This window comes from Streptomyces cellostaticus (assembly GCF_023630175.1).
GTDB classification, from domain to species: Bacteria; Actinomycetota; Actinomycetes; order Streptomycetales; family Streptomycetaceae; genus Streptomyces; species Streptomyces cellostaticus_A.
On record NZ_JALLIN010000012.1, the window covers coordinates 48555 to 68318 of the forward strand.

At 72.7% G+C, this 19764-nt stretch carries 13 protein-coding genes; 5 read left to right on the top strand and 8 right to left on the bottom strand.

Annotated features, from left to right (window positions below; translation table 11 throughout):
* The first annotated feature begins 690 nt into the window (after positions 1-690).
* Complete coding sequence (locus MXD57_RS10150; RefSeq protein ID WP_250401008.1) at positions 691-3009, top strand: bifunctional serine/threonine-protein kinase/ABC transporter substrate-binding protein; 2319 nt, start codon at positions 691-693, stop codon at positions 3007-3009.
* 162 nt (positions 3010-3171) lie between these two features.
* Here the strand turns inward: MXD57_RS10150 and MXD57_RS10155 are convergent, their stop codons facing one another.
* The 4 genes from MXD57_RS10155 to MXD57_RS10170 form a co-directional block, all read right to left on the bottom strand.
* A complete protein-coding gene (locus tag MXD57_RS10155; RefSeq protein ID WP_250401009.1) occupies positions 3172-3885 on the bottom strand; it encodes a 3'-5' exonuclease in 714 nt (237 codons plus the stop codon).
* A 221-nt stretch (positions 3886-4106) separates the two neighbouring features.
* Positions 4107-5348, bottom strand: a complete 1242-nt coding sequence (locus MXD57_RS10160; RefSeq protein ID WP_250401084.1) for an SAV2148 family HEPN domain-containing protein — start codon at positions 5346-5348, stop codon at positions 4107-4109.
* A 103-nt stretch (positions 5349-5451) separates the two neighbouring features.
* Positions 5452-6768, bottom strand: a complete 1317-nt coding sequence (locus tag MXD57_RS10165) for a copper amine oxidase (protein ID WP_250401010.1) — start codon at positions 6766-6768, stop codon at positions 5452-5454.
* A gap of 57 nt (positions 6769-6825) precedes the next feature.
* Positions 6826-7659 (bottom strand): Tat pathway signal sequence domain protein, encoded by an 834-nt coding sequence (locus tag MXD57_RS10170; RefSeq protein ID WP_250401011.1) that lies wholly within the window; start codon positions 7657-7659, stop codon positions 6826-6828.
* A gap of 196 nt (positions 7660-7855) precedes the next feature.
* On the opposite strand from MXD57_RS10170, the gene glgX reads away from it, so the two are divergent.
* From glgX to MXD57_RS10185, 3 genes are all read left to right on the top strand, one after another.
* On the top strand, positions 7856-10042 hold the full coding sequence (gene glgX / locus MXD57_RS10175; RefSeq protein ID WP_250401012.1) for a glycogen debranching protein GlgX: 2187 nt from the start codon (positions 7856-7858) through the stop codon (positions 10040-10042).
* 105 nt (positions 10043-10147) lie between these two features.
* Positions 10148-12529 carry a malto-oligosyltrehalose synthase gene (gene treY, locus MXD57_RS10180; protein WP_250401013.1) on the top strand — a complete coding sequence of 794 codons (2382 nt, stop codon included), beginning with the start codon at positions 10148-10150 and terminating at the stop codon, positions 12527-12529.
* Between the two features lie 100 nt (positions 12530-12629).
* Positions 12630-13880, top strand: coding sequence for a M14 family zinc carboxypeptidase (locus tag MXD57_RS10185; protein WP_250401014.1), 1251 nt, complete (start codon positions 12630-12632; stop codon positions 13878-13880).
* Between the two features lie 83 nt (positions 13881-13963).
* Here MXD57_RS10185 and MXD57_RS10190 read toward each other — a convergent pair whose 3' ends face one another.
* Entirely contained in the window at positions 13964-14524 is a 561-nt protein-coding gene (locus tag MXD57_RS10190) for an FHA domain-containing protein (RefSeq protein WP_250401015.1), read from the bottom strand.
* A gap of 176 nt (positions 14525-14700) precedes the next feature.
* Here MXD57_RS10190 and treZ point away from each other — a divergent pair, with 176 nt between their 5' ends.
* On the top strand, positions 14701-16446 hold the full coding sequence (gene treZ, locus MXD57_RS10195; protein ID WP_250401016.1) for a malto-oligosyltrehalose trehalohydrolase: 1746 nt from the start codon (positions 14701-14703) through the stop codon (positions 16444-16446).
* Between the two features lie 157 nt (positions 16447-16603).
* Here the strand turns inward: treZ and MXD57_RS10200 are convergent, their stop codons facing one another.
* From MXD57_RS10200 to MXD57_RS10210, 3 genes are all read right to left on the bottom strand, one after another.
* Entirely contained in the window at positions 16604-17545 is a 942-nt protein-coding gene (locus MXD57_RS10200; RefSeq protein ID WP_250401017.1) for an aminoglycoside phosphotransferase family protein, read from the bottom strand.
* A gap of 53 nt (positions 17546-17598) precedes the next feature.
* Complete coding sequence (locus MXD57_RS10205) at positions 17599-18726, bottom strand: aminopeptidase P family protein (RefSeq protein WP_250401018.1); 1128 nt, start codon at positions 18724-18726, stop codon at positions 17599-17601.
* A gap of 274 nt (positions 18727-19000) precedes the next feature.
* Positions 19001-19591 (bottom strand): PDZ domain-containing protein, encoded by a 591-nt coding sequence (locus tag MXD57_RS10210; protein WP_250401019.1) that lies wholly within the window; start codon positions 19589-19591, stop codon positions 19001-19003.
* Positions 19592-19764: the final 173 nt, after the last annotated feature.

The window sequence follows — 19764 nt, forward strand, 5'->3', positions numbered from 1 at the left end:
CCGATGCGAGATTGATCCCGCGCGGCCTGGATGACCGTGGAGCCGGCGTCCCGCATGCGGCGCCCGGCCCACTCCGCAGCCGGCCGGTCAGCCTGGTACCGGCCGGAATCGGCGGGATCCGCTCGATGAAGGGAGCGGGTCCACCCGCGCGACGGACACCCCGTCGAGGTCCGGCAGCAACGCCGTATCGTTGAGCACGCCCGTGGCTCCTGCATGATCGTTCTGCGTCGAGAGCAGAAATGATCACGCAGGAGCCACGGGCATCCTGCGTCCGGGGCCGTGCCCGAATGCGTCACGACGGTCGGCCGGGCGTGATTCGCCGCCGGGTTGACTCAAAACCTGGGGATCGTCGCATTCGAATCCGCCGAGACGTTCCAGGCATGGCAATCTCGCGGCGGCCCCGACCGCCGAACCGGCCGCGGCCACGTTCTTCGAGCCGCATTCCGCCTGACGCACCCGCCGGAGTCACCTCGGGCCATGAAATCCATCGTCCGGCCCAGCTCACCCACGCGCGCACATTCGGAACTATCCACCCAATTGGCGCCCAACGTTCGATTCACAAGCGATCAACATTGTTCACGGGCCACCAATTCCTCATGTTCACTGACAATGACGCCGAGCCGGCGGTTGCCAAATGATATTTCAGATGCCGACACCAGACTCCCAATGGCACCCGCGAGGGGGACCCCAGTGGTGAATCCGCTGCGCGCTGACGACCCATCCGAACTCCACGGATACACCTTGCTGGGCAGAATCGGCGAAGGCGGCATGGGCGTGGTCTACCTGGCGCGGGATTCGGCAGGCATGGAGGTCGCGGTGAAGACCATTCTGCCGTCGCGAGAAGTCGACGAAGAGTTCCAGAAGCGCTTCGCACGGGAGACCCGAATTCTGCAGACACTTCGAGACCCCCACATCGTCTCTGTCCTTGCCGCAATTCCCGGCCCAGGAAAACCGTGCCTGGTCACCGAGTACGTCCCCGGTCCGACTCTCGCGGACCGACTGCGTGAGGGCCCGCTGCCCCCGGACGCGGTACGCAAGCTGGCACTCGATCTGGCCAGAGCGCTGGAGGCGGCACACGCACGCGGCGTGGTGCACCGCGATCTCAAGCCGTCCAACGTGCTGCTCGGTCCGCACGGCACCAAGGTCATCGACTTCGGTATCGCCCGGTGCGTCGACGAGAGGTTCACCGAGGAGCTCACGAAGTCAGGGCATGTGCTGGGCACCCTGCCGTACCTCGCCCCGGAACAGCTCAGACGGGGCAGCGCTCCCGCCGGCCCGCCGGCCGACATCTGGGCCTGGGCGCTGACCGTCGGCTGCGCTGCTCGCGGGCGGGGGTGCTTCGTGCTGGAGGACGGGACGGAGCATCCCTACCCCGGCCCGGACGAGCTGCCTGATCTCAGCGGCTTGCCGGACGACCTCCTCCCGCTGCTCAGTGCCGCGCTGGACAGGGACCCGGCGAAGAGGCCCACGAGCAGGGCCCTGGTGAACGCGTTACGTCCCGAACCGCCGCACCTGCGGGCGCCGCAAGTGCAGCGGGTGCGCAAGTGGCGCAAGGTGAGCGCGGTGGCCGCAGCGGCGGTGCTGATCCCTGCCCTGATCGCAATCGGTGTGAGCGTCATTCCCAGCCCGAAGGCGCCGGGCATCGACTGCTTCAGCGAACTGACGCCGAAGGGTTCCGAATGCGTCGGCGTCGCCGCTCCCCTCGTCCACTCCGACGCCTTCGGCCCCGAACTCAGAACGATCGTGGGGAAGATCGCGCAGGAGAACCGGCGAGTCGCCCAGGAAGCGGCCTCGGACAAGCGGAAGCCGTTTGTCCGAGTCGCCCTCGTGATGCCGTACGCGGCGAACGACAGCAGCCCGCTGTCGTGGAATGCCATCCGCGAGAGCCTGGCCGGCGCGTACACCGCCCAGTGCCGCGTCAACGCCTGCCCCGGGTTGCAGGGACGGAGTACGACGGGTCTGCCCGGCAAGGTCCCCGCTGTGCAACTCCTCCTGGCCAACGAGGGAAGCAAGCAGCAGCACTGGCAGACGGTCGCGGATCGGCTGGCCGGACTGAGATCGGGCAACCATCCGGTGGTCGGGGCCGTCGGCCTCGGAGTCAGCCTTCCGCAGACGCAGCGACTGGCGGACCGGCTGTCCGAACTGAAGATCCCGGCGGTCGGCGGGCCACTGACGGCCACGAGCCTCCAATCGCCCTACCTCTTCAAGACGTCCCCCTCCAACCTCGAGCACATCGCCAAGGTGCGCAAGCACCTCGGGCACCTGGGGGACGGGCAGCACGGATTCCTCGTCTACGACAGGAACGACGACCTCTACGTGAAGACCCTCCGCGAAGCGTTCGACCAAGAGTTCATGGAATCCATCGGTTCGAGCCGTTTCGGATATTCGGGGACGACCGCGGGGAAGGACGTGATTCCAAATCTCTTCGGGCAGGCCGTACAGAACATCTGCTACTCGAAATCGGAACTGGTATTCTACGCAGGCCGGGACAATGATTTCCCTGAGTTCATCAAGTCCCTGGCCGATCGCGGGCTCTGCGACCAAGCGGGCGGCCTGCGCCCGATCACGATCGTGACATGCTGGTCGGGGCGCTCGGCTCTCAGCGGGAACCCACAGCGCGCGCAGGAACTTGCCCGCGACAAGATCAGAGTGGTTGATGTATCCGTGCTCAGCCCGGAGAGCTGGAAGACGAGTGGCAGCAACCCGCCCGGATTCACCTCGTTCAGGCAGAGTTTCAAGGAACTCGGCCACACCGACAGTGAACTCGGTGACGGGTACGCCATCATGAACCACGATGCCGTGCTGACAGTGGCGTGGGCCGCGGAGTCCTTCGCCAACCAGACCGGGGGCTCCGTACCCGGACCCCAGGACGTGTACAACCAGATCATCAACCTGCACGAGGCCAACTGGGTGGCCGCCGCCAGCGGCAACCTCGAGTTCTTCGACCCGCAGTACCCGCCCTACGGGTGGGCAAAGGGAGGACAGCTCACCGTCAGCGAATTCGGATAGCGGCAACAGACCTCGGCTCGCCATGACTCGGCCCGTCACCGACCCCGAGGACGTGGTCCAGGTCGGCGATCCTCCCAGCACGGAGATCCTCCACGCCGCCCCCGCCCCTCGGCCACTCGACCACTCCCACGCGGGGGCTCTCACACAGGGGGCCCACCCTGTCTATCGACTGCGCGGGATGACCGGCCAAGCCGCCTCGACGACCGCCGTCGGGTTCGAAGTCCGCCGCAGGTAGGCCTGCAGTGAGGCCGACTGCTCGGCCGCCGCACGAACCTGGAGGTCGTGCAGGTCCGCCGGGGACATCGCCCCGACCGGCTGGTGCCTCTCGGCCATGCGCCGCACCACACGGGCGGCAGCCACCGCGTCCGCCCTCGCGTCGTGCGCCTCGTCGAGCGGCACCCCGTAGTGCGCGCACAACGCGTGCAAGGCGCGCGTTCCCTTTCGGTACTTGTCGACATGCTTGTCGATCACCAACGGATCGATGACCGGCGAGGGCACGACGCCCAGTCGGTCACTGATCGACTTGAGCCCGTACCGCCGACACTCGCGGTCCAGCAGTGACAGGTCGTAGCGCGCGTTCATCACCACCAGCGGGGTCCCTGATCGCAGGACCTCGGCCACGGACCCCGCGATTTCCTCGATTGCGGACGCAGCCGAGACTCCGTGCGCGCGGGCATGGCCCGTCGAGATGCCATGGATCGCCGAAGCCTGTTCGGGTATCGCCACCCCGGGGTTGACGAGCCAGGTCCGCTCCGCGGAGACAGCCCCGTCCGGCTCCAGCCGCACGATGGCCGCGGTGACGACGCGATCGGTCTCGACGTCCGTACCCGTGGTCTCCAGATCGAACGCCACCAGGACCCCGGTGTTCCAGCTCATCACCGACCCCCCGCTCCGGCCCGGGCCGGAACGCGGCACTCCGCCGGCGGATGGGACAGCGGGTCCGTGCCGGTGGTCTCCAGGTCGAAGCCGATCAGCGGCTCCCGGTGCCAGCCCATGGGCGGCCCCCCTTCTTGGTGGTGCTTTCCCCCAGTGGCTCCCACCATCGCACGCGGCACTGACAATCCGGGGGGCGCGTTCCACCTGCCCGCACGGACAGTTCAGGACACGGGGCGCGAATCAGCCCAGGACAGCTCGAACTCCTCGCGATACGTGGGGAAGATACCGGCATCGCCCATGTCGTCCGGCTTGAGCACCTTGCTGCCGCCCCGCAGCACCAGCACCGGCGACTCCATCCCCCGGGCCCCGCGCAGATAGGACTGCACCACGGCGATGCCGTCCGCGCCGTCACCGTCCACCAGGTAGGCGGTGAAGCGGGGCGTCTCGTCGTAGACCTGGATCTCGAAGGCCCCCGGGTCGCGCAGCCGGGACCGCACCCGGCGCATGTGCAGGATGTTCATCTCGACGGAGCGGCTCAGTTCGCCCCGTTTCATCCCCAGTTCGCGCTCCCGGCGCTTGACCGCACTGGAGGCCGGGTTGAGGAAGAGCAGCCGAACCCGGCAGCCGGACTCGGCGAGCCGGACCAGCCTCCGGCCGGAGAAGTTCTGCACCAGCAGGTTGAGCCCGATGCCGATGGCGTCGAGGCGGCGCGCGCCCCCGAACAGGTCCTCGGCCGGGAACTGGCGCATGAGGCGCACCCGGTCGGGGTGCACGGCCACGACGTCCGCGTAGCGGTCGGCGACCAGGTCCTCCACCGCGTCGACCGGCAGCCGGCGTGCGGAGGGCACGTCACCGCCCGCGCCGAGCATCTCCAGCAGCCGGGCCGAGGCCCGCTCGGCCTGGTTCAGCACCGCCTCGGACAGAGCCCGGTTGCGGGAGACGACGTTGCGGGTCACCTCCAGCTCGTCCAGGGCGAGTTCGACGTCCCGGCGCTCGTCGAAGTACGGCTCGAAGCACGGCCAGTGCTGCACCATCAGCTCCCGGAGCTGCGGCAGCGTGAGGAAGCTGAGCACGTTGTCGTCGGCCGGGTCGAGCAGATAACCCTTGCGGCGGCTGACCTCGCGGACGGCGACGGCCCGCTGCACCCACTCCTGTCCGGCGGGCCCGGCCGCGGCCACCACCCAGTCGTCGCCGTGCACCGGCTCGTAGACGGGCCGCAGCACGGCGGCCACGACCGCGCGCAGCCGCTGCTCGACCAGGTTCAGCCAGATGTAGGCCCGGCCCGCCCGCTGGGCGCGGACGCGCACCTCGTGCCAGGCGTCGGCGTCCCAGTCCAGTTCCGGCCCGATGGACCCCGCGGTGTCCATCGGGCGGGCCAGGGACACCGCACCGGGCGGGACGTCTGCGGAGTTCCCCTCGTGACCCTCGTCACCAGGGGGTAGCTCCAGCCCTCCCGCGCCCACCCGCGCACCGCCTTCCGCCACCCCGGGCCTTCCCCACGCCAACGATCAAGGAAGGGTACTCCGGGAGCGGTCGGCGGTGCAGCCGGATGGACAGGTCGGTTTCTCAACTACGCGGCCTCCAGTGGCCGTTCTGCCACGAGAGCTCGTCCGGAGTGAGCGGATTCATAGCCGTGACGTCGCGCGGCGCGATGGCGAAACCCTGCCAGTGGATCGGCATGGGCTGCTGGTCCTCGTCCCGGGCGATGTGGTGGAAGCCGACGTTCATCCAGACCACCGGGTGAGTGAGCCTCTGTCCGTTGACCCACTTGTCCACCGACTTCGGGTAACCGCGGGCGCAGCCCGGGTTGTTGCTCGCGAACCGCTCGCACTTGTTGTACTGGGTGAAGTACACGTCGTGCTTGGTGAAACTGCGGCCGGGGTACCTCGTGGTCGGGCCGGGGACGATCTCGTACGAACGCGCGTGCCCGTCCTTGTTCTTGCCGGTCGCGCTGACCACCCGCCACCAGCGGTAGGCCTTGGAGTCGCCCGCGAGTTCCTTGGTGACCTTGGTGCGGGTGGTCTTGGCCGTGGGCGCCTGCCGGCCGCGGGCGGGCGCGGTGACGGCCGAGTCGTACTGCTCGACCTTGGTCTTCGAGGAGCCGTCGAGCCCGAAGTCCAGCCGCCAGAAGACGTTATGGCTGTGGCTGGTGGCGTAGGCCTTGGCGCCCTTGCCGACGGGCCAGCCGCGGCCGTCCCCGGCGTCGTAGTCCTCGTAGGAGAGGCTGCCGGTGGCCCCGACGTTCATGTGGACGGTGCCGTCGTCCTGGAAGCGCCACTCGGTCATGTACTCGTACCAGCCGACCTGGTTGACCGTGTAGACGAGCAGGTCCTTGCCCTGTGCCTGGAAGACCTTGTTGGCCGCGTCGCCCTGCATGCGGTAGGCGTGGCCGCGCGAACGCGTGGTGGCGCACAGGCCCTTGACGTCCGGGTGGTCCGGGTCCCAGGAGTCGGGCACCCGTACGGTCCTGATGGTGCCGCCGGGGCACTCGCCGGGCGCGAGGTTCACCAGGCCCTGGCCGAAGCCGAAGCCGGTCAGGTCGTCGTACTCGACGCTGCCGTCGTCGTAGGGGACGTCGATCTGGGCGAGGCGGGCGCTGTTGAGGACCTTGATCGGCTTCGGCTCGCCCTTGGGCCGGTAGGAGACGTTCTCCAGGACCAGGCCGGCCTTGCTGTCGTAGCGCCAGCACATCCGCCAGGTGGTGCCGCTGGAGAGCTTCTGCTCGATCCGGTAGGCGGCGCTGCAGTCCGCGGCGGCGGCCGGCGCGGACTGCGGCCGGGCGGCGGCCGGTCCGGCGCCGGCGGTCGCACCGGCGGCCAGCGCGGCCACGGTGAGGCCGACGGCCGCGCGTGCGCGGGCACGGCTCATTGTGTTGTCACGCATGAAGGAGTGGCTCCCTTGGCAGGAGATGCGGTTCGGAAAGGTGGACGGGCGCCTGGCTCAGTGGCGTTCGAGCCGGCCGACCTTGCGGGCGCTGAGGTCGACGACCAGCCACCGGGCGTCGATCCAGGGACCGTTCTTGACCTTCGGGAACAGCCGCACGCAGCGGTGCTCACCGCACTTGTCGAGCACGGCCGGCTGCCCGCCCGGAGTGGCGCGGTAGACGGCACCGGCCAGCAGGAGCTGGTCCGGGGAGGTCAGCTCGTGGCCGGTGGCGTCCCGGTAGTCCGCCTTGAGGCCCGCGCCGAGCGGGTCGGCGATCAGCAGCCCGGCCGCCGCGGCGTTCTCGTCCCGGCTCAGCGGCGGCTGGTCGCCCCGGCTGGTGACGCTGCCGACGACCTTTCCCGTTCCCAGGTCGACCGTCCTGGTGGTGAGCGCGTCGTTCCTGTAGTCGTAGAAGGTCACGTCGGCCCGGCGCGGCGCTCCCGGGTCGTCGAGTTCGTCCGCCGCCGGGTCGGCGAGGTCGACGCTCAGGCGCTGCGGGCCCCGCCGCCCGTCGACGTTCTCACCTGCGCTGAGCATGCGCCCGCTCAGGGCGAGGCTCTCGACCCGCCGGATCTCGTCGTCGGTCAGCGGGTCGCGGCCCGTGCCCTTCTTCCCCGCGGCCGGCGCCTGCTTCACGACGCCCGGCGGGACCTCGCCCGGCCCCTGCCCCGCCTGCCCGGCCGCCGGTGTACCGCCGCCCCCGGCCCCTCCCGCCCCGTCGGCCCCTCCCGTCCCGTCGGCCCCCGCCGTGCCGGGCAGGGTGACCGCCACCATCACCGCGGTTCCGGCCACCGCCAGGGCCGCGCCGGCCACCACCTTGCCGAGATGCCGGTGCACTGTCTCGCGCACATCTGCCCCCTACTCCCCCAAGGTCCCCGGGAGTACGTGTATCCCCACTGATTCGGCGCACGGCGGGTACACGAGTCGCCGTGCGCACTGGTCGGCCGATAAGAGGGATGTAAGTCCCGGAAGGTTCCCTCACTTTCGGGGAGACTCGCAGCCAACGCGCCCCCAGCGGGGCCGCACACCTGGAAGAGTCGTGGTCATGCAGGTCTGGCCTGGAGAGGCGTATCCGCTCGGCGCCACGTACGACGGCGCCGGAACCAACTTCGCGGTCTTCACGGAGGCCGCGCACCGAGTAGAGCTGTGTCTGCTGCACGACGACGGCTCGGAGACGGCGGTGGAACTGCGCGAGAGCGACGCGTTCGTCCGGCACGCGTACCTGCCGGGGGTGATGCCGGGACAGCGGTACGGGTTCCGGATGCACGGACCGTACGACCCCGGGCGCGGGCTGCGCTGCAACTCGGCGAAGCTGCTGCTCGACCCGTACGCGAAGGCGATCAGCGGGGCCGTGTCGTGGGGCGAGGAGGTGTACGGCTACCACTTCGGGGCCCCCGACCGGCGCAACGACCTGGACTCCGCGCCGCACACCATGACCTCGGTGGTGATCAACCCCTACTTCGACTGGGGCGACGACCGGCCACCGCGCACCGACTACCACCACACGGTGATCTACGAGGCCCATGTGAAGGGCCTGACGATGACCCACCCCGGGCTCCCGGAGGAGCTGCGCGGCACCTACGCGGCACTCGCCCATCCGGCGATCATCGAACACCTGACCAAGCTCGGGGTGACCGCGCTCGAACTGATGCCCGTGCACCAGTTCGTGAACGACCACCGGCTGGTCGACATGGGCCTGAACAACTACTGGGGCTACAACACCATCGGCTTCTTCGCCCCGCACAACGCGTACGCGTCCTGGGGCGATCGCGGCCAGCAGGTGCTGGAGTTCAAGTCGGCGGTGCGGGCGCTGCACGAGGCGGGCATCGAGGTGATCCTGGACGTCGTCTACAACCACACGGCCGAGGGCAACCACCTGGGCCCGACCCTGTCGTTCAAGGGCATCGACAACGCGTCGTACTACCGCCTCACGGACGACCCGTGCTACTACATGGACACCACCGGGACCGGGAACTCACTGCTCATGCGGTCCCCGCACGTGCTCCAGCTCATCATGGACTCGCTGCGCTACTGGGTCACCGAGATGCACGTGGACGGCTTCCGCTTCGACCTGGCGGCCACACTGGCCCGGCAGTTCCACGAGGTGGACCGGCTGTCGTCGTTCTTCGACCTGGTGCAGCAGGATCCGGTGGTCTCCCAGGTGAAGCTGATCGCCGAGCCGTGGGACGTGGGCGAGGGCGGCTACCAGGTGGGCAACTTCCCGCCGCTGTGGACCGAGTGGAACGGCAAGTACCGCGACACGGTCCGGGACCTGTGGCGGGGCGAGCCGCGGGCGCTCGCGGAGTTCGCGTCCCGGCTGACCGGCTCCTCCGACCTCTACCAGGACGACGGCCGCCGTCCGCTGGCCTCGATCAACTTCGTGACCTGCCACGACGGGTTCACCCTGCACGACCTCGTCGGCTACAACGACAAGCACAACGAGGCCAACGGGGAGGAGAACCGGGACGGCGAGAGCCACAACCGGTCCTGGAACTGCGGGGCGGAGGGCGGGACCGGGGACCCGGAGGTGCTGGGCCTGCGCGCCCGCCAGATGCGGAACTTCTTCGCCACGCTGATGCTGTCCCAGGGTGTGCCGATGATCAGCCACGGGGACGAGTTCGCCCGCACCCAGCTCGGCAACAACAACGCCTACTGCCAGGACAACGAGGTGTCCTGGCTCCGGTGGCCCGGGTCCACCGAGGGGGCGCCCGCAGAGGGGCCGTCCGCCGCGGGGGTCTCCGCGGACGGGGTCTCCGCGGAGGGTACGCCCAGCGACGGGAGCCTGCCGGAGTTCGTCCGCGCGATGGTGTGGCTGCGCCGGGACCACCCGGTGTTCCGGCGGCGGCGCTTCTTCCACGGACGGCCGGTGGAGGGCACCCACGACGAGCTGTCCGACATCGCCTGGTTCACCCCCGAGGGCAGCGAGATGACCCAGCGGGACTGGGACTCGGCGCCCGCCTCGGCGCTGACGGTGTTCCTGAACGGCAACGCCATCTCCGAGCCCGGGCCGCGCGGGGAGCGGATCGCCGACGACTCCTTCCTGCTGATGTTCAACGCCTCCCCGGGACCGCTGGACTTCCGGGTGCCGGTCGACCACGGCCGGCAGTGGCAGGTGGTCGTCGACACGGCCCGCCCGGACGGGGTGCCGCCGGGCACGGGCCCGAAGGTGGCGGCCGGCGACCGCATCACCCTGCCGGACCGCAGTCTGACGGTGCTGCAGCGGCCCGCTTAGGAACGCATGCGGGGTCGCACGATGGGGGCGCGCGCACTCCGGCGTGCGCCCCCCGCGTGCGACGGGGATGACACGAAATCCGGTGCGCTGGGTACGTAGGGTCCCATGACTGCGACGCGCCCCGGCCCCGAGGCACCCACCGCCACCTACCGGCTGCAACTGCAACCCTCGTTCCCGTTCGCCGCCGCCGCCGCGGCGGTCCCGTACCTGGCGTCGCTGGGCGTCTCGCACCTGCACCTGTCCCCCGTCCTGGAGTCCGTCCCCGGGTCCACGCACGGCTACGACGTCGTGGACCACGCGCGGGTGCGCGCGGAACTGGGCGGCGAGGACGGGCTGCGCGCGCTGGCGCGGACCGCGCATGAGCACGACCTGGGCCTGGTGGTGGACATCGTGCCGAACCACATGGCCATGGCGCCCCGGCACAACCGGGCCCTGTGGGAGGTGCTGCGCGAGGGGCCCGAGTCGCCCTACGCGCGCTGGTTCGACATCGACTGGGCGGCGCAGGACGGCCGGGTGCTGCTGCCGGTGCTCGGCGGGCCGGTCGGCTCCGTGCTGGACGAGCTGGTGGTCGACGGGGACGTACTGCGCCACCACGACCACGTCCTCCCGCTCCGCGAGGGCACCGCGGACCTCCCGCTGCCCCGGCTGCTGGACGCGCAGTGGTACCGCCCGGTGTGGTGGCGGCTGGCCCGCACCGAGCTGAACTACCGGCGCTTCTTCAGCATCTCCGAGCTGATCGGGGTGCGGGTGGAGGACCCGGCGGTGTTCGACGCCACGCACGCCAAGATTCTCGAGCTGCTCCACGAGGGCGTGGTCGACGGGCTGCGGATCGACCACCCCGACGGACTCGCGGACCCCGACGCCTATCTGCGGCGGCTGCACGAAGCCACCGGCGGGCGCTGGACCGTGGTGGAGAAGATCCTCGCCGACGGCGAGCACCTGCCCGCCTCCTGGCCGGTCGCCGGCACCACGGGCTACGACGCCCTGCGCCACGTCGACGGCCTGTTCACCGACCGCACCGGGGCCGACGAGCTGCTCGGCCGCTACCGGGCGTTCGCGGCCCCGCAGGCGGACCGGGGCGGCGACTGGGACGCCACCGTCCGGCGGGCCGCCTACAAGGTGCTCACGCACGAACTGGCCACCGAGGCCGACCGGCTCACCCGGGTGGCGGCCCGGCTGTGCGCCGCCTCCCCGGACCTGTCGCTGCGCGACCGGGCGCCGTGGGCGCTGCGCACGGCCGTGGAGGAACTGCTGGTGCGGATGCGGGTGTACCGGCCCTACACCTCCCAGGACGCCTCGGCCGTACTCACCGAGCAGGCCGCCGAGGAGGCCCGCCTGGCCTTCGTGGTGCCCGAGGAGGCGGAGGCCGTCGGCATCGTGCGGCGGCTGCTGACCGGGGACCCGGGCGATCCCTCGGCCCCGGACCACGCCGACCGGTCGGAGTTCCGCACCCGGTTCGCCCAGACCGCGTCGGCGCTGCGCGCCAAGGCCGTGGAGGACACCGCGTTCTACCGGTACGTGCCGCTGCTGCCGGCGGCCGAGGTGGGCGGCGATCCGGGTTCGCCGGGAGTGTCCCCGCAGGACTTCCACGCGTACTGCGCGCGCGTGCAGCGCGACTGGCCCGCAACCGGCACGGTCGTCACCACCCATGACACCAAGCGCAGCGCGGACGTGCGTGCCGCGCTGGCCGTGCTCACCGAGTGCCCGGACCGCTGGGCGAAGGTGCTCGCCGAGGTGACCCGCGCCGGGGAGGGCGCCCCCGACGGGCAGCTCGCCTGGGCCGCCTGGCAGACGGTGTTCGGGCTCGGCCCGGCCGAGGAGGAGCGGGTCCGGGAGGCGCTGCTCAAGCACGTCCGCGAGGCGGGGATGTACACGAGCTGGACCGAGCGGGAGCCGCGCTACGAGGAGGCGGTGGCCGCCTTCCTCACGGCGGGGCCGTGCGGGCCGCCCGGCGAGCGGGTGGCCGCCCTGCGCAAGGCACTGGAGCCGCACGTCCGGGCGAACGTCCTGGGGACCGCCCTGGTCCAGCTCACGATGCCGGGGGTGCCGGACCTGTACCAGGGCACGGAGAGCGAGTACCGGGCGCTCGTCGATCCCGACAACCGGCGCCCCGTGCCCTTCCCGCCGCCGGTACCCGGTGAGAAGGACGCGGTGACGGCGGCGGCCCTGCGGCTGCGCGCCCGCAGGCCCGGCGCGTTCGGCACGGCGGCGACGTACGCCCCGCTGACGGCGGACGGGCCGGCCGCGGAGCACTGCCTGGCGTTCACACGATCGGGTGAGGTGGTCACGGCGGTGACCCGGCTGTCGCTGCGGCTGGCGGAGGCGGGCGGCTGGCGGGAGACCCGCCTGGAGCTGCCCCCCGGGCGGTGGGCGGACGCGCTCGGCCCGGGCCGTGAGTTCACCGGGCGCGCGCGTGTGGCGGACCTCTTCGGCCCGTACCCGGTGGTCCTGCTGGAGCGGACCGGCGAGGGCCGGGGGCCCCGGTGAACGCGACCGGGAGCCTCCCGCGAGGCTCCCGGCGCTGTTCTTGACAGTTCCCCCACGCCGTGCGGCACTGGGAGGGCGAAGCCGGTTGGACAAGTCGGGGGTGAGTCTCCTGCCGGAGCTGCGCTATCCCAGCGTTCCCCAATTGGTCGCCTCCGCCCGGGCGCTGGCCGCCGCGGAGCCCCGGCTGTGTGCGCTCAGGCAGGTGGGCGCCTCGCGGGCCGGCCGGCCCCTGCACCTGCTGTCGGTGGGGCACGCCCGCCGGGCGGTGCTGGTGGTGGCGGGCGCCCACGCCAACGAGCCGACGGGCGGCTGCACCCTGCGGTCGCTGGCCGAACGGGTGCTGGCCGTAACCGAGTTGCGGGCGGACGTCTCCTGGCACTTCCTGCTGTGCGCGGACCCGGACGGCGCGAGCCTCCATGTGACCCCGGCGCCGCGCGACCTGCTCGACTACCACCGGGGCTTCTACCGGCCCACGGGTGCGGAGCAGCCCGAGTGGTCGCCCGCGGTGCTGCCCCCGGACCGGCTGCCGCCCGAGACGCGGGCCCTGACCGGAGTGATCGACGAGGTGCGCCCGTACCTCCAGGTGACGCTGCACGGCACCGATCTGGGCGGTACCTGGGTGCAGTTGACGAAGGACGTGCCGGGCCTCGCCGAACCCTTCGCCAAGTCGGCGGCCGAGCTGCACATTCCGGTGGAGACGGGCGCCTCGGACGCGGCGGGCTGGCCTGCGTCGGGGCCCGGGGTGCATGTGATGCCCGGTCCCGACGGCGGCGTCGCCTACCCGAGCCTGCCGGACGACGCCCGGCGCAGCACCTGGTACCACACCCACCGCTACGGCGGGCTGACGGCGGTGGTGGAGGTGCCGATGTGGGCCAGCGACCTGGTGGGCGACCCCGCGCCGCACCCGGCGCCGACGGCGGCCATGGGGCGGCTGGCGGCGCGACTGCTGCGCGACGCCCTGGAGGTCGAGCGGGTGTTCGAAGACGCGCTGCCCCGGCTCGGGGACACGGACGGGCCGCTGCTGCGCGCCGCGCGCTGGGTGCTCGAGCTGATACCCGGCCTGGCCCGGGACTGGGTCCAGACTCCGCCGGCCGCCACGACCATGGCCTACGTCGGCAGTGTGGACGCCTTCGGGCGGCGGCTGCCGCTGCGTGCGGCGGCGATGCTGCTGCGGGTGCTCCGGGAGAGCGACGACCGGGCGGTTCCCGGTCTGGAGCGGCTCGTCGCCTTCTGGTGCGAGGCCTACGCGGCGCGTTTCCGGGCCCGCTGGGTGCCGGTGGAGGACCAGGTGGAGCACCAGTCCCGGACGGTACTGGTGGCGGCCCGGCTGACCCGGGACCGGGCGGGGTGAGCCAGGGCCGGGACGCGGCCCGCGTTCCCCGCCCCCGGCACCCGAACGGCACCACGCGGGCGGGCGGCGGTGCGCGGGTCCGCTCAGGTGTCCCGGTGCGCCGCGAGCCGGAAGGCGGCCCGGCCGAAGGCGACCTGGTCGCCCTCGCGGACCACGACGGCGCCGGTGGTCCGGCGGCCGTTGACGGTGGTGCCGTTGGTGGAGCCGAGGTCCCTGAGGATCCACATGCCGCCCTGGTGGCGCAGTTCGGCGTGCACGCGGGAGACGCTGTCGTGGTTCAGGCGCAGCCCCATGGCGGGATCGCGGCCTATGCGCAGCGGGTGGCCGCCGGCCGGGTGCGGCAGCAGCAGCTTGGGCAGCCGCTCGGCCTGCCAGGCCCGCCGCAACCGTACGGTGAAGCCGGATACGGCCCCCACGGTGCCGAACACCGCGCGCGAGAAGCGGTTCTCGCGGGGCAGGTCGGCGATGAGGGCGGCCAGTTCGTCCGCGCCGCGGGCGGCGAGCGCCAGTTCCATGCGGTGCACGAACGTGTCGTGCGAGAGCCGTCCCGCGGCGACGCCTTCCCGCAGCACCCGCAGCGCCTTGTCGCGCTCCGCGTCGGACAGCCGCGCGGGAAGCAGGGGGAACTCGAAGGACGACGTCACGCTGGTGATTGTCAGGGGTGTGAACCCCCGGTGTCCAGAATCGGGGGGAACGGTGCCGGGAGACGCGCAACGGCGCGACACCCGGCGGGAAAGCCCGGATTCGAAAGCGGATTGATCGCTTTCGCGGCACGATGGACGTGACTACATCACGGTGAGCAGACGAAGGGGAACCGTCCGTGCAGTTCGAGGTGTGGGCACCGCAGGCAGACCGTGTGACGCTCCATTGCGACGGCGTGGCAGGCGCGTTGGAGCGCGATCCGCAGCGGGCCGGCTGGTGGCGGGGAGAGGCCCCGGCACGGGACGGCTCGCGGTACGGGTTCGCGCTGGACGACGGTCCGGTGCTGCCGGACCCGCGCTCGCGCCGCCAGCCCGACGGCCCGGACGGCCTGAGCGCGGTCGTCGACCACGGGCGGTACGCGTGGCGTGCCGCGTGGGCGGGACGCGGGCTGCCCGGAGCGGTGCTCTACGAGCTGCACGTGGGCACGTTCACCCGCGAGGGCACCCTGGACGCGGCCGCGGCCCGGCTGGAGCACCTGGTCGAACTGGGCGTCAGCCATGTGGAGTTGATGCCGCTGTGCCCGTTCCCCGGTCGGCACGGCTGGGGGTACGAGGGGGTGTCGCCGTGGGCGGTGCACGAGCCCTACGGCGGGCCCGAGGCGCTGAAGCGGTTCGTGGACCGGGCGCACGAACTCCGTCTGGCCGTGGTCCTGGATGTCGTGCACAACCACCTGGGCCCGTCGGGCAACCACCTGCCCCGGTTCGGGCCGTACTTCACCGACACGCACCACACGCCGTGGGGCTCGGCGGTCAACCTGGACGCGCCCGGCTCGGACGAGGTGCGCGCGTTCCTGGTGGGCAGCGCGCTGGCGTGGCTGCGGGACTACCGGCTCGACGGGCTGCGGCTGGACGCCGTGCACGCGCTGCACGACACGCGCGCCCGTCACTTCCTGGAGGAGCTGTCCGCCGCGGTCGACGGACTCGCGGGCGAACTGGGCCGCCCCCTCTCACTGATCGCCGAGTCGGATCTGAACGACCCGCGGTTCATCACCCCGCGGGCGGCGAACGGCCTCGGGCTGCACGCGCAGTGGAACGACGACTTCCACCACGCCGTGCACACCGCCCTCACCGGCGAGTCCCAGGCGTACTACGCCGACTTCGCGCGGGACCCCTTCGACGCGCTGGCCAAGACGCTCACCGGGGGCTACTTCCACGACGGGACGTACTCGAGCTTCCGCGGGCGGGAGCACGGCCGGCCGCTGGACCGGGCCAGAGTGGCCGGGCACCGGCTGCTGGGCTACAGCCAGACCCATGACCAGGTCGGCAACCGGGCGCAGGGGGACCGGCTCGCCGCGCACCTCTCCCCCGGCCTGCTGGCCTGCGCGGCGGCCCTCACGCTGACCGCGCCCTTCACGCCGATGCTGTTCATGGGTGAGGAGTGGGCGGCGGGCACCCCCTGGCAGTTCTTCACCGACCACACGGACCCGGAGCTGGCCGACGCCGTGCGGCGGGGCAGGCGCCGGGAGTTCGCGCAGCACGGCTGGGCCGAGGAGGACGTTCCGGATCCGCAGGACCCGGCGACCCGGGACCGGTCCTGCCTCGACTGGTCGGAGCCGGAACGCGAGCCGCACGCGCGCGTGCTGGCCTGGTACCGGCGGCTGATCGCGCTGCGCCGGGAGCAGCCGGACCTGACCGACCCGGACCTCGCCGACACCAAGGTGGCCCACGACGCCGAGGCCCGCTGGCTGGCGTTCCGGCGCGGCGACGTCCGGGTGGCGGTGAACCTGGGCAAGGAGCCGGCCGCGATCCCGCTGGGCACCGGCCGGGTGGAGGTCCTGGCCGCATGGGACCCGGTCCGGGCCCCCGGCCCGGACGGACTGCTGCAGGTGCCCGGGGAGTCGTGCGTGGTGCTGATCCAGCCCTGACCGTCCCGTGGTCCCCGGTGGGTCGGCGCACGGCGTCGGATGCGGTGCGTCGCACGGCGGAGGGTCGTCCTCGTACGGGGCGTGTCCGGGCGATCCGCCGGCGCGGCGGGGTGCCGTGGCCGTCGTCGTGCGCCCGCCGGGGACTACGGGACAGCCCTCAGGGGGTGTCGTCCTCCTTGAAGTCGGTCACCCGCTCCAGCAGGATCGGCTCCCAGGCGCGCCGCAGCCGGCTGCGCAGCAACGGCAGGGATCCGGGGGCGCGGCCCTCGATGCGGCCGGCGAGCTGCAGCACGGTGTCGCAGCGGGCGAGCCACAGGCCGCGCAGGCAGGGGCGGGGGCCGTACCCGGCGAGGGTGGCGGCGCGCACGGCGGCCGGGGAGCCGACGGCCGCGGCGAGTCCGGCGATGTCCTCGGCGGGGTCGCCGAGGGCCGCCTCGGTCCAGTCCAGGACACCGCGCACCCGGCCGTCGGCGCTGACCACCACATGCTCACCGTCGAGGCCGTGGTGGGTCAGCACGGCGGCGCCGTGCCGCGCGGCGAGCTGAGCGGCGCCGGACGCGGTGAGATGCAGCCGGGTGGCGTCGAACTCGTCGGCGGCGGCGAGCCGTTCGGCGGCCTGGACGGCCATGCGGCGCAGCGCGTCCAGGGAGCGGGGGGCGGTGTGCGGCACCCCGAGCGCCTCGGCCTGCCGCACCGGCACCGCGAGCAGCCCGCCGAGCAGCCCGGCGATGTCGGCCTCGCCGACGGCGGAGACCTCGTGCTCGTCGGCGGTGCCGCCGGGCACCGCGGTGTCCAGGGTGTACGCGAGCCCGGGCGCCCAGTCGCCGTGGGCGACGCTGACCGGGACGGTGACGGGCAGGTGGGGGCGGACGAGGTCGCGCAGGCGCAGTTCCCGGCGGCGGCGCGCGGAGGCGTCGCGGTCGGGGGCGAGGCGCAGCACCTGCTCGGTGCCCACCCACCAGGTGTACTCGTGGCCCTCGCGGACGGGGCGGACGTCCGGTCCCGCGGCCCGGCCGGTGGCGTGGCCCGTGCTCTGCGGGTGCAGCGGGCGGACCAGTCGGCGGACGGTGTCCGCGGTGGGTGTCGGTGCCTGGGTCATGGGTCGCGCGCAGCCGTTCCGATCCGTGGTCGAAGGTGTGTCTCCCGGTCCCCTCAGTCCACCACGACCATCTCACGGGTGGTGTTGTTGAGGCGGCGGCCGCCGTCCCCCGTCACGGTGACGATGTCCTCGATGCGCACGCCGAAGCGGCCGGGCAGATAGACGCCGGGTTCCACCGAGAAGCACATGCCGGGCACCATGGGCTGCTCCTCGCCCTCGATCATGTACGGCGGCTCGTGCGTGGTGACGCCGATGCCGTGCCCGGTGCGGTGGATGAAGTACTCGCCGTATCCGGCGTCGGTGATGACCGCGCGGGCGGCGCGGTCGACCTCCTGGCAGGCGACGCCCGGCCGGACGGCCCGGAAGCCCGCCTCCTGGGCGGCCCGGACGACGTCGTGGACCCGGCGCTCCTCCTCGGTCGGCTCACCGACGTGCACCGTGCGCGTGGTGTCCGAGCCGTAGCCGTCCTTGAGGCCGCCGAAGTCGAGGACGACCATGTCGCCGGGCCGGATGACGCGGTCGCCGACCTCGTGGTGCGGGTTGGCGCCGTTGGGGCCGGAGCCGACGATGGTGAAGTCGACCTGGGAGTGCCCGAAGCGGCGCAGCAGGTCGGCGAGGTCGTGGCCGACGTCGGACTCGCGGCGGCCCGCGAAGGGCACCTTCCGGATCTCCTCGAACGTCTGGTCGGCGGCGGCTCCGGCGGCCGCCAGGAGTTCCAGTTCGGCGGCGTCCTTGACGCCGCGCAGCATGGGCAGGGCGTCGGTGAGGGCGGCGTAGGAGGTGCCGGGCAGGGCACGCTGGAGTCCCAGCAGGTGCATCGCCCAGGTGTTGTCGCTGATTCCGAGGCGTCCTCGCTCGTCGAGAAGGCCGGCGGTGACGGCGTAGGGGTCCTTGGCGTCGGTCCAGTCACGCAGGGTGAGTACCGATGCGGCGGGCGACCGTTCGGCGTCCGGGGCCTCCAGGGTGGGGACGACGAGCACGGGGTCCTGTCCGGGCGCCAGGACCAGCACGGTGAGGCGCTCGGTGACGGCGGTGGGCGTGTAGCCGGTCAGCCAGACCATGTCCGGTCCCGGTGCCACGAGCAGTCCGGCGAGACCGGCGTCGGCCGCGGAGCGCGCGGCACGCTCCATGCGGGCCCGGTAGTCGTCGGCGGTGAAGGGCGCGGGCGTGCTGCCGGTCATCCGGGGCCTCCGAGCGCGGTCGAGTGACGGAGTGAAGCGCTTCCGGGCAGCATCCTGCCCGGCCGGGCCCGGCGGCGCGAGCCGATGCCGAAGTCCCGCGCGGCGCGGTCGGCGGGTGCGGGGCGCGGCCCGGGACCGTCATGGGCCCCGGGAGGGGGCTGACCGGCGGCTTCCGTGCGCCCCTGCCGGGCGACGCGACCCGGGCAGGGCACCACGAAGCCCGCGGGACGCCACGAAGAGGGCGCCCCGACGCCGGCAGGGCGGCAGTGCCCGGTCAGGTCACGACGCCCGGGACGACGGTGAGCTGCTGGTAGCCGCCGCCGCTGTGGCGGACGGTGACGGTCACCGTGGCGCCGGGCCTGGCACCGGCCACGGCGCGGGCCAGGCCCGCGGCGGTGTCCACACGGGCGGAGCCGAACCGCAGGAGGACGTCGCCACGGACCAGGCCCGCCGTGTAGCCGGGGCCGGGCACGTGGACACCGGTCACGAGCGCGCCCGCGTTCCGGGCGTCCACGGCCTCCACGCCCAGCGTCGCACCGGTGGTCCCGGGGGCGGCGGGTCCCGGGAGGGCCGTGGGCGCGGTCCCGGCGCCGGAGACGGGGAGCGTCGCGGCCGGGTGGCCCCGCTGCGGGGCCTGCCCGCGCACCTCGGCCGACCGGCTCATGCCGATCACGGTGGCGCCCACCGCGCCGACACCCACCCCGCAGAGCAGTACGACGGTGCCGCTCAGCACGAGCAGCAGGGTCCTGGGCCGCCGGCCGCGCCGTTCCGCGGCGGGCGGCCTGCCGCCGGTGGGTCCCGCCGCGGTCTCCTCGCGTCGGTCCCGGCCGGGCATCGGCTTGGGCCGCAACGCTGTCTGTTCCAAGGTTCGCTCCTCCGGATGGTGCCTACCCGGGAAACCGGGCCGTGACGAGACACGAACGAGTGAGACTGGCCGGCGGCTGGCACCGGGTCGCCGCGGGGGCGGTGCCCGGACGCCGGAACCGCGTGAGCCGTGGGCCGTCCGGTCCGCCGGACGCCGGCCGTGCGACGCGGACC

Bases quoted from the DNA above. Each gene is read 5' to 3' on its own strand.
- MXD57_RS10165 (WP_250401010.1), bottom strand. From the start codon at position 6,768: ATGCGTGACAACACAATGAGCCGTGCCCGCGCACGCGCGGCCGTCGGC.
- MXD57_RS10205 (WP_250401018.1), bottom strand. From the start codon at position 18,726: ATGACCGGCAGCACGCCCGCGCCCTTCACCGCCGACGACTACCGGGCC.
- treY (WP_250401013.1), top strand. From the start codon at position 10,148: ATGACTGCGACGCGCCCCGGCCCCGAGGCACCCACCGCCACCTACCGG.
- MXD57_RS10200 (WP_250401017.1), bottom strand. From the start codon at position 17,545: ATGACCCAGGCACCGACACCCACCGCGGACACCGTCCGCCGACTGGTC.
- MXD57_RS10155 (WP_250401009.1), bottom strand. From the start codon at position 3,885: ATGAGCTGGAACACCGGGGTCCTGGTGGCGTTCGATCTGGAGACCACG.
- glgX (WP_250401012.1), top strand. From the start codon at position 7,856: ATGCAGGTCTGGCCTGGAGAGGCGTATCCGCTCGGCGCCACGTACGAC.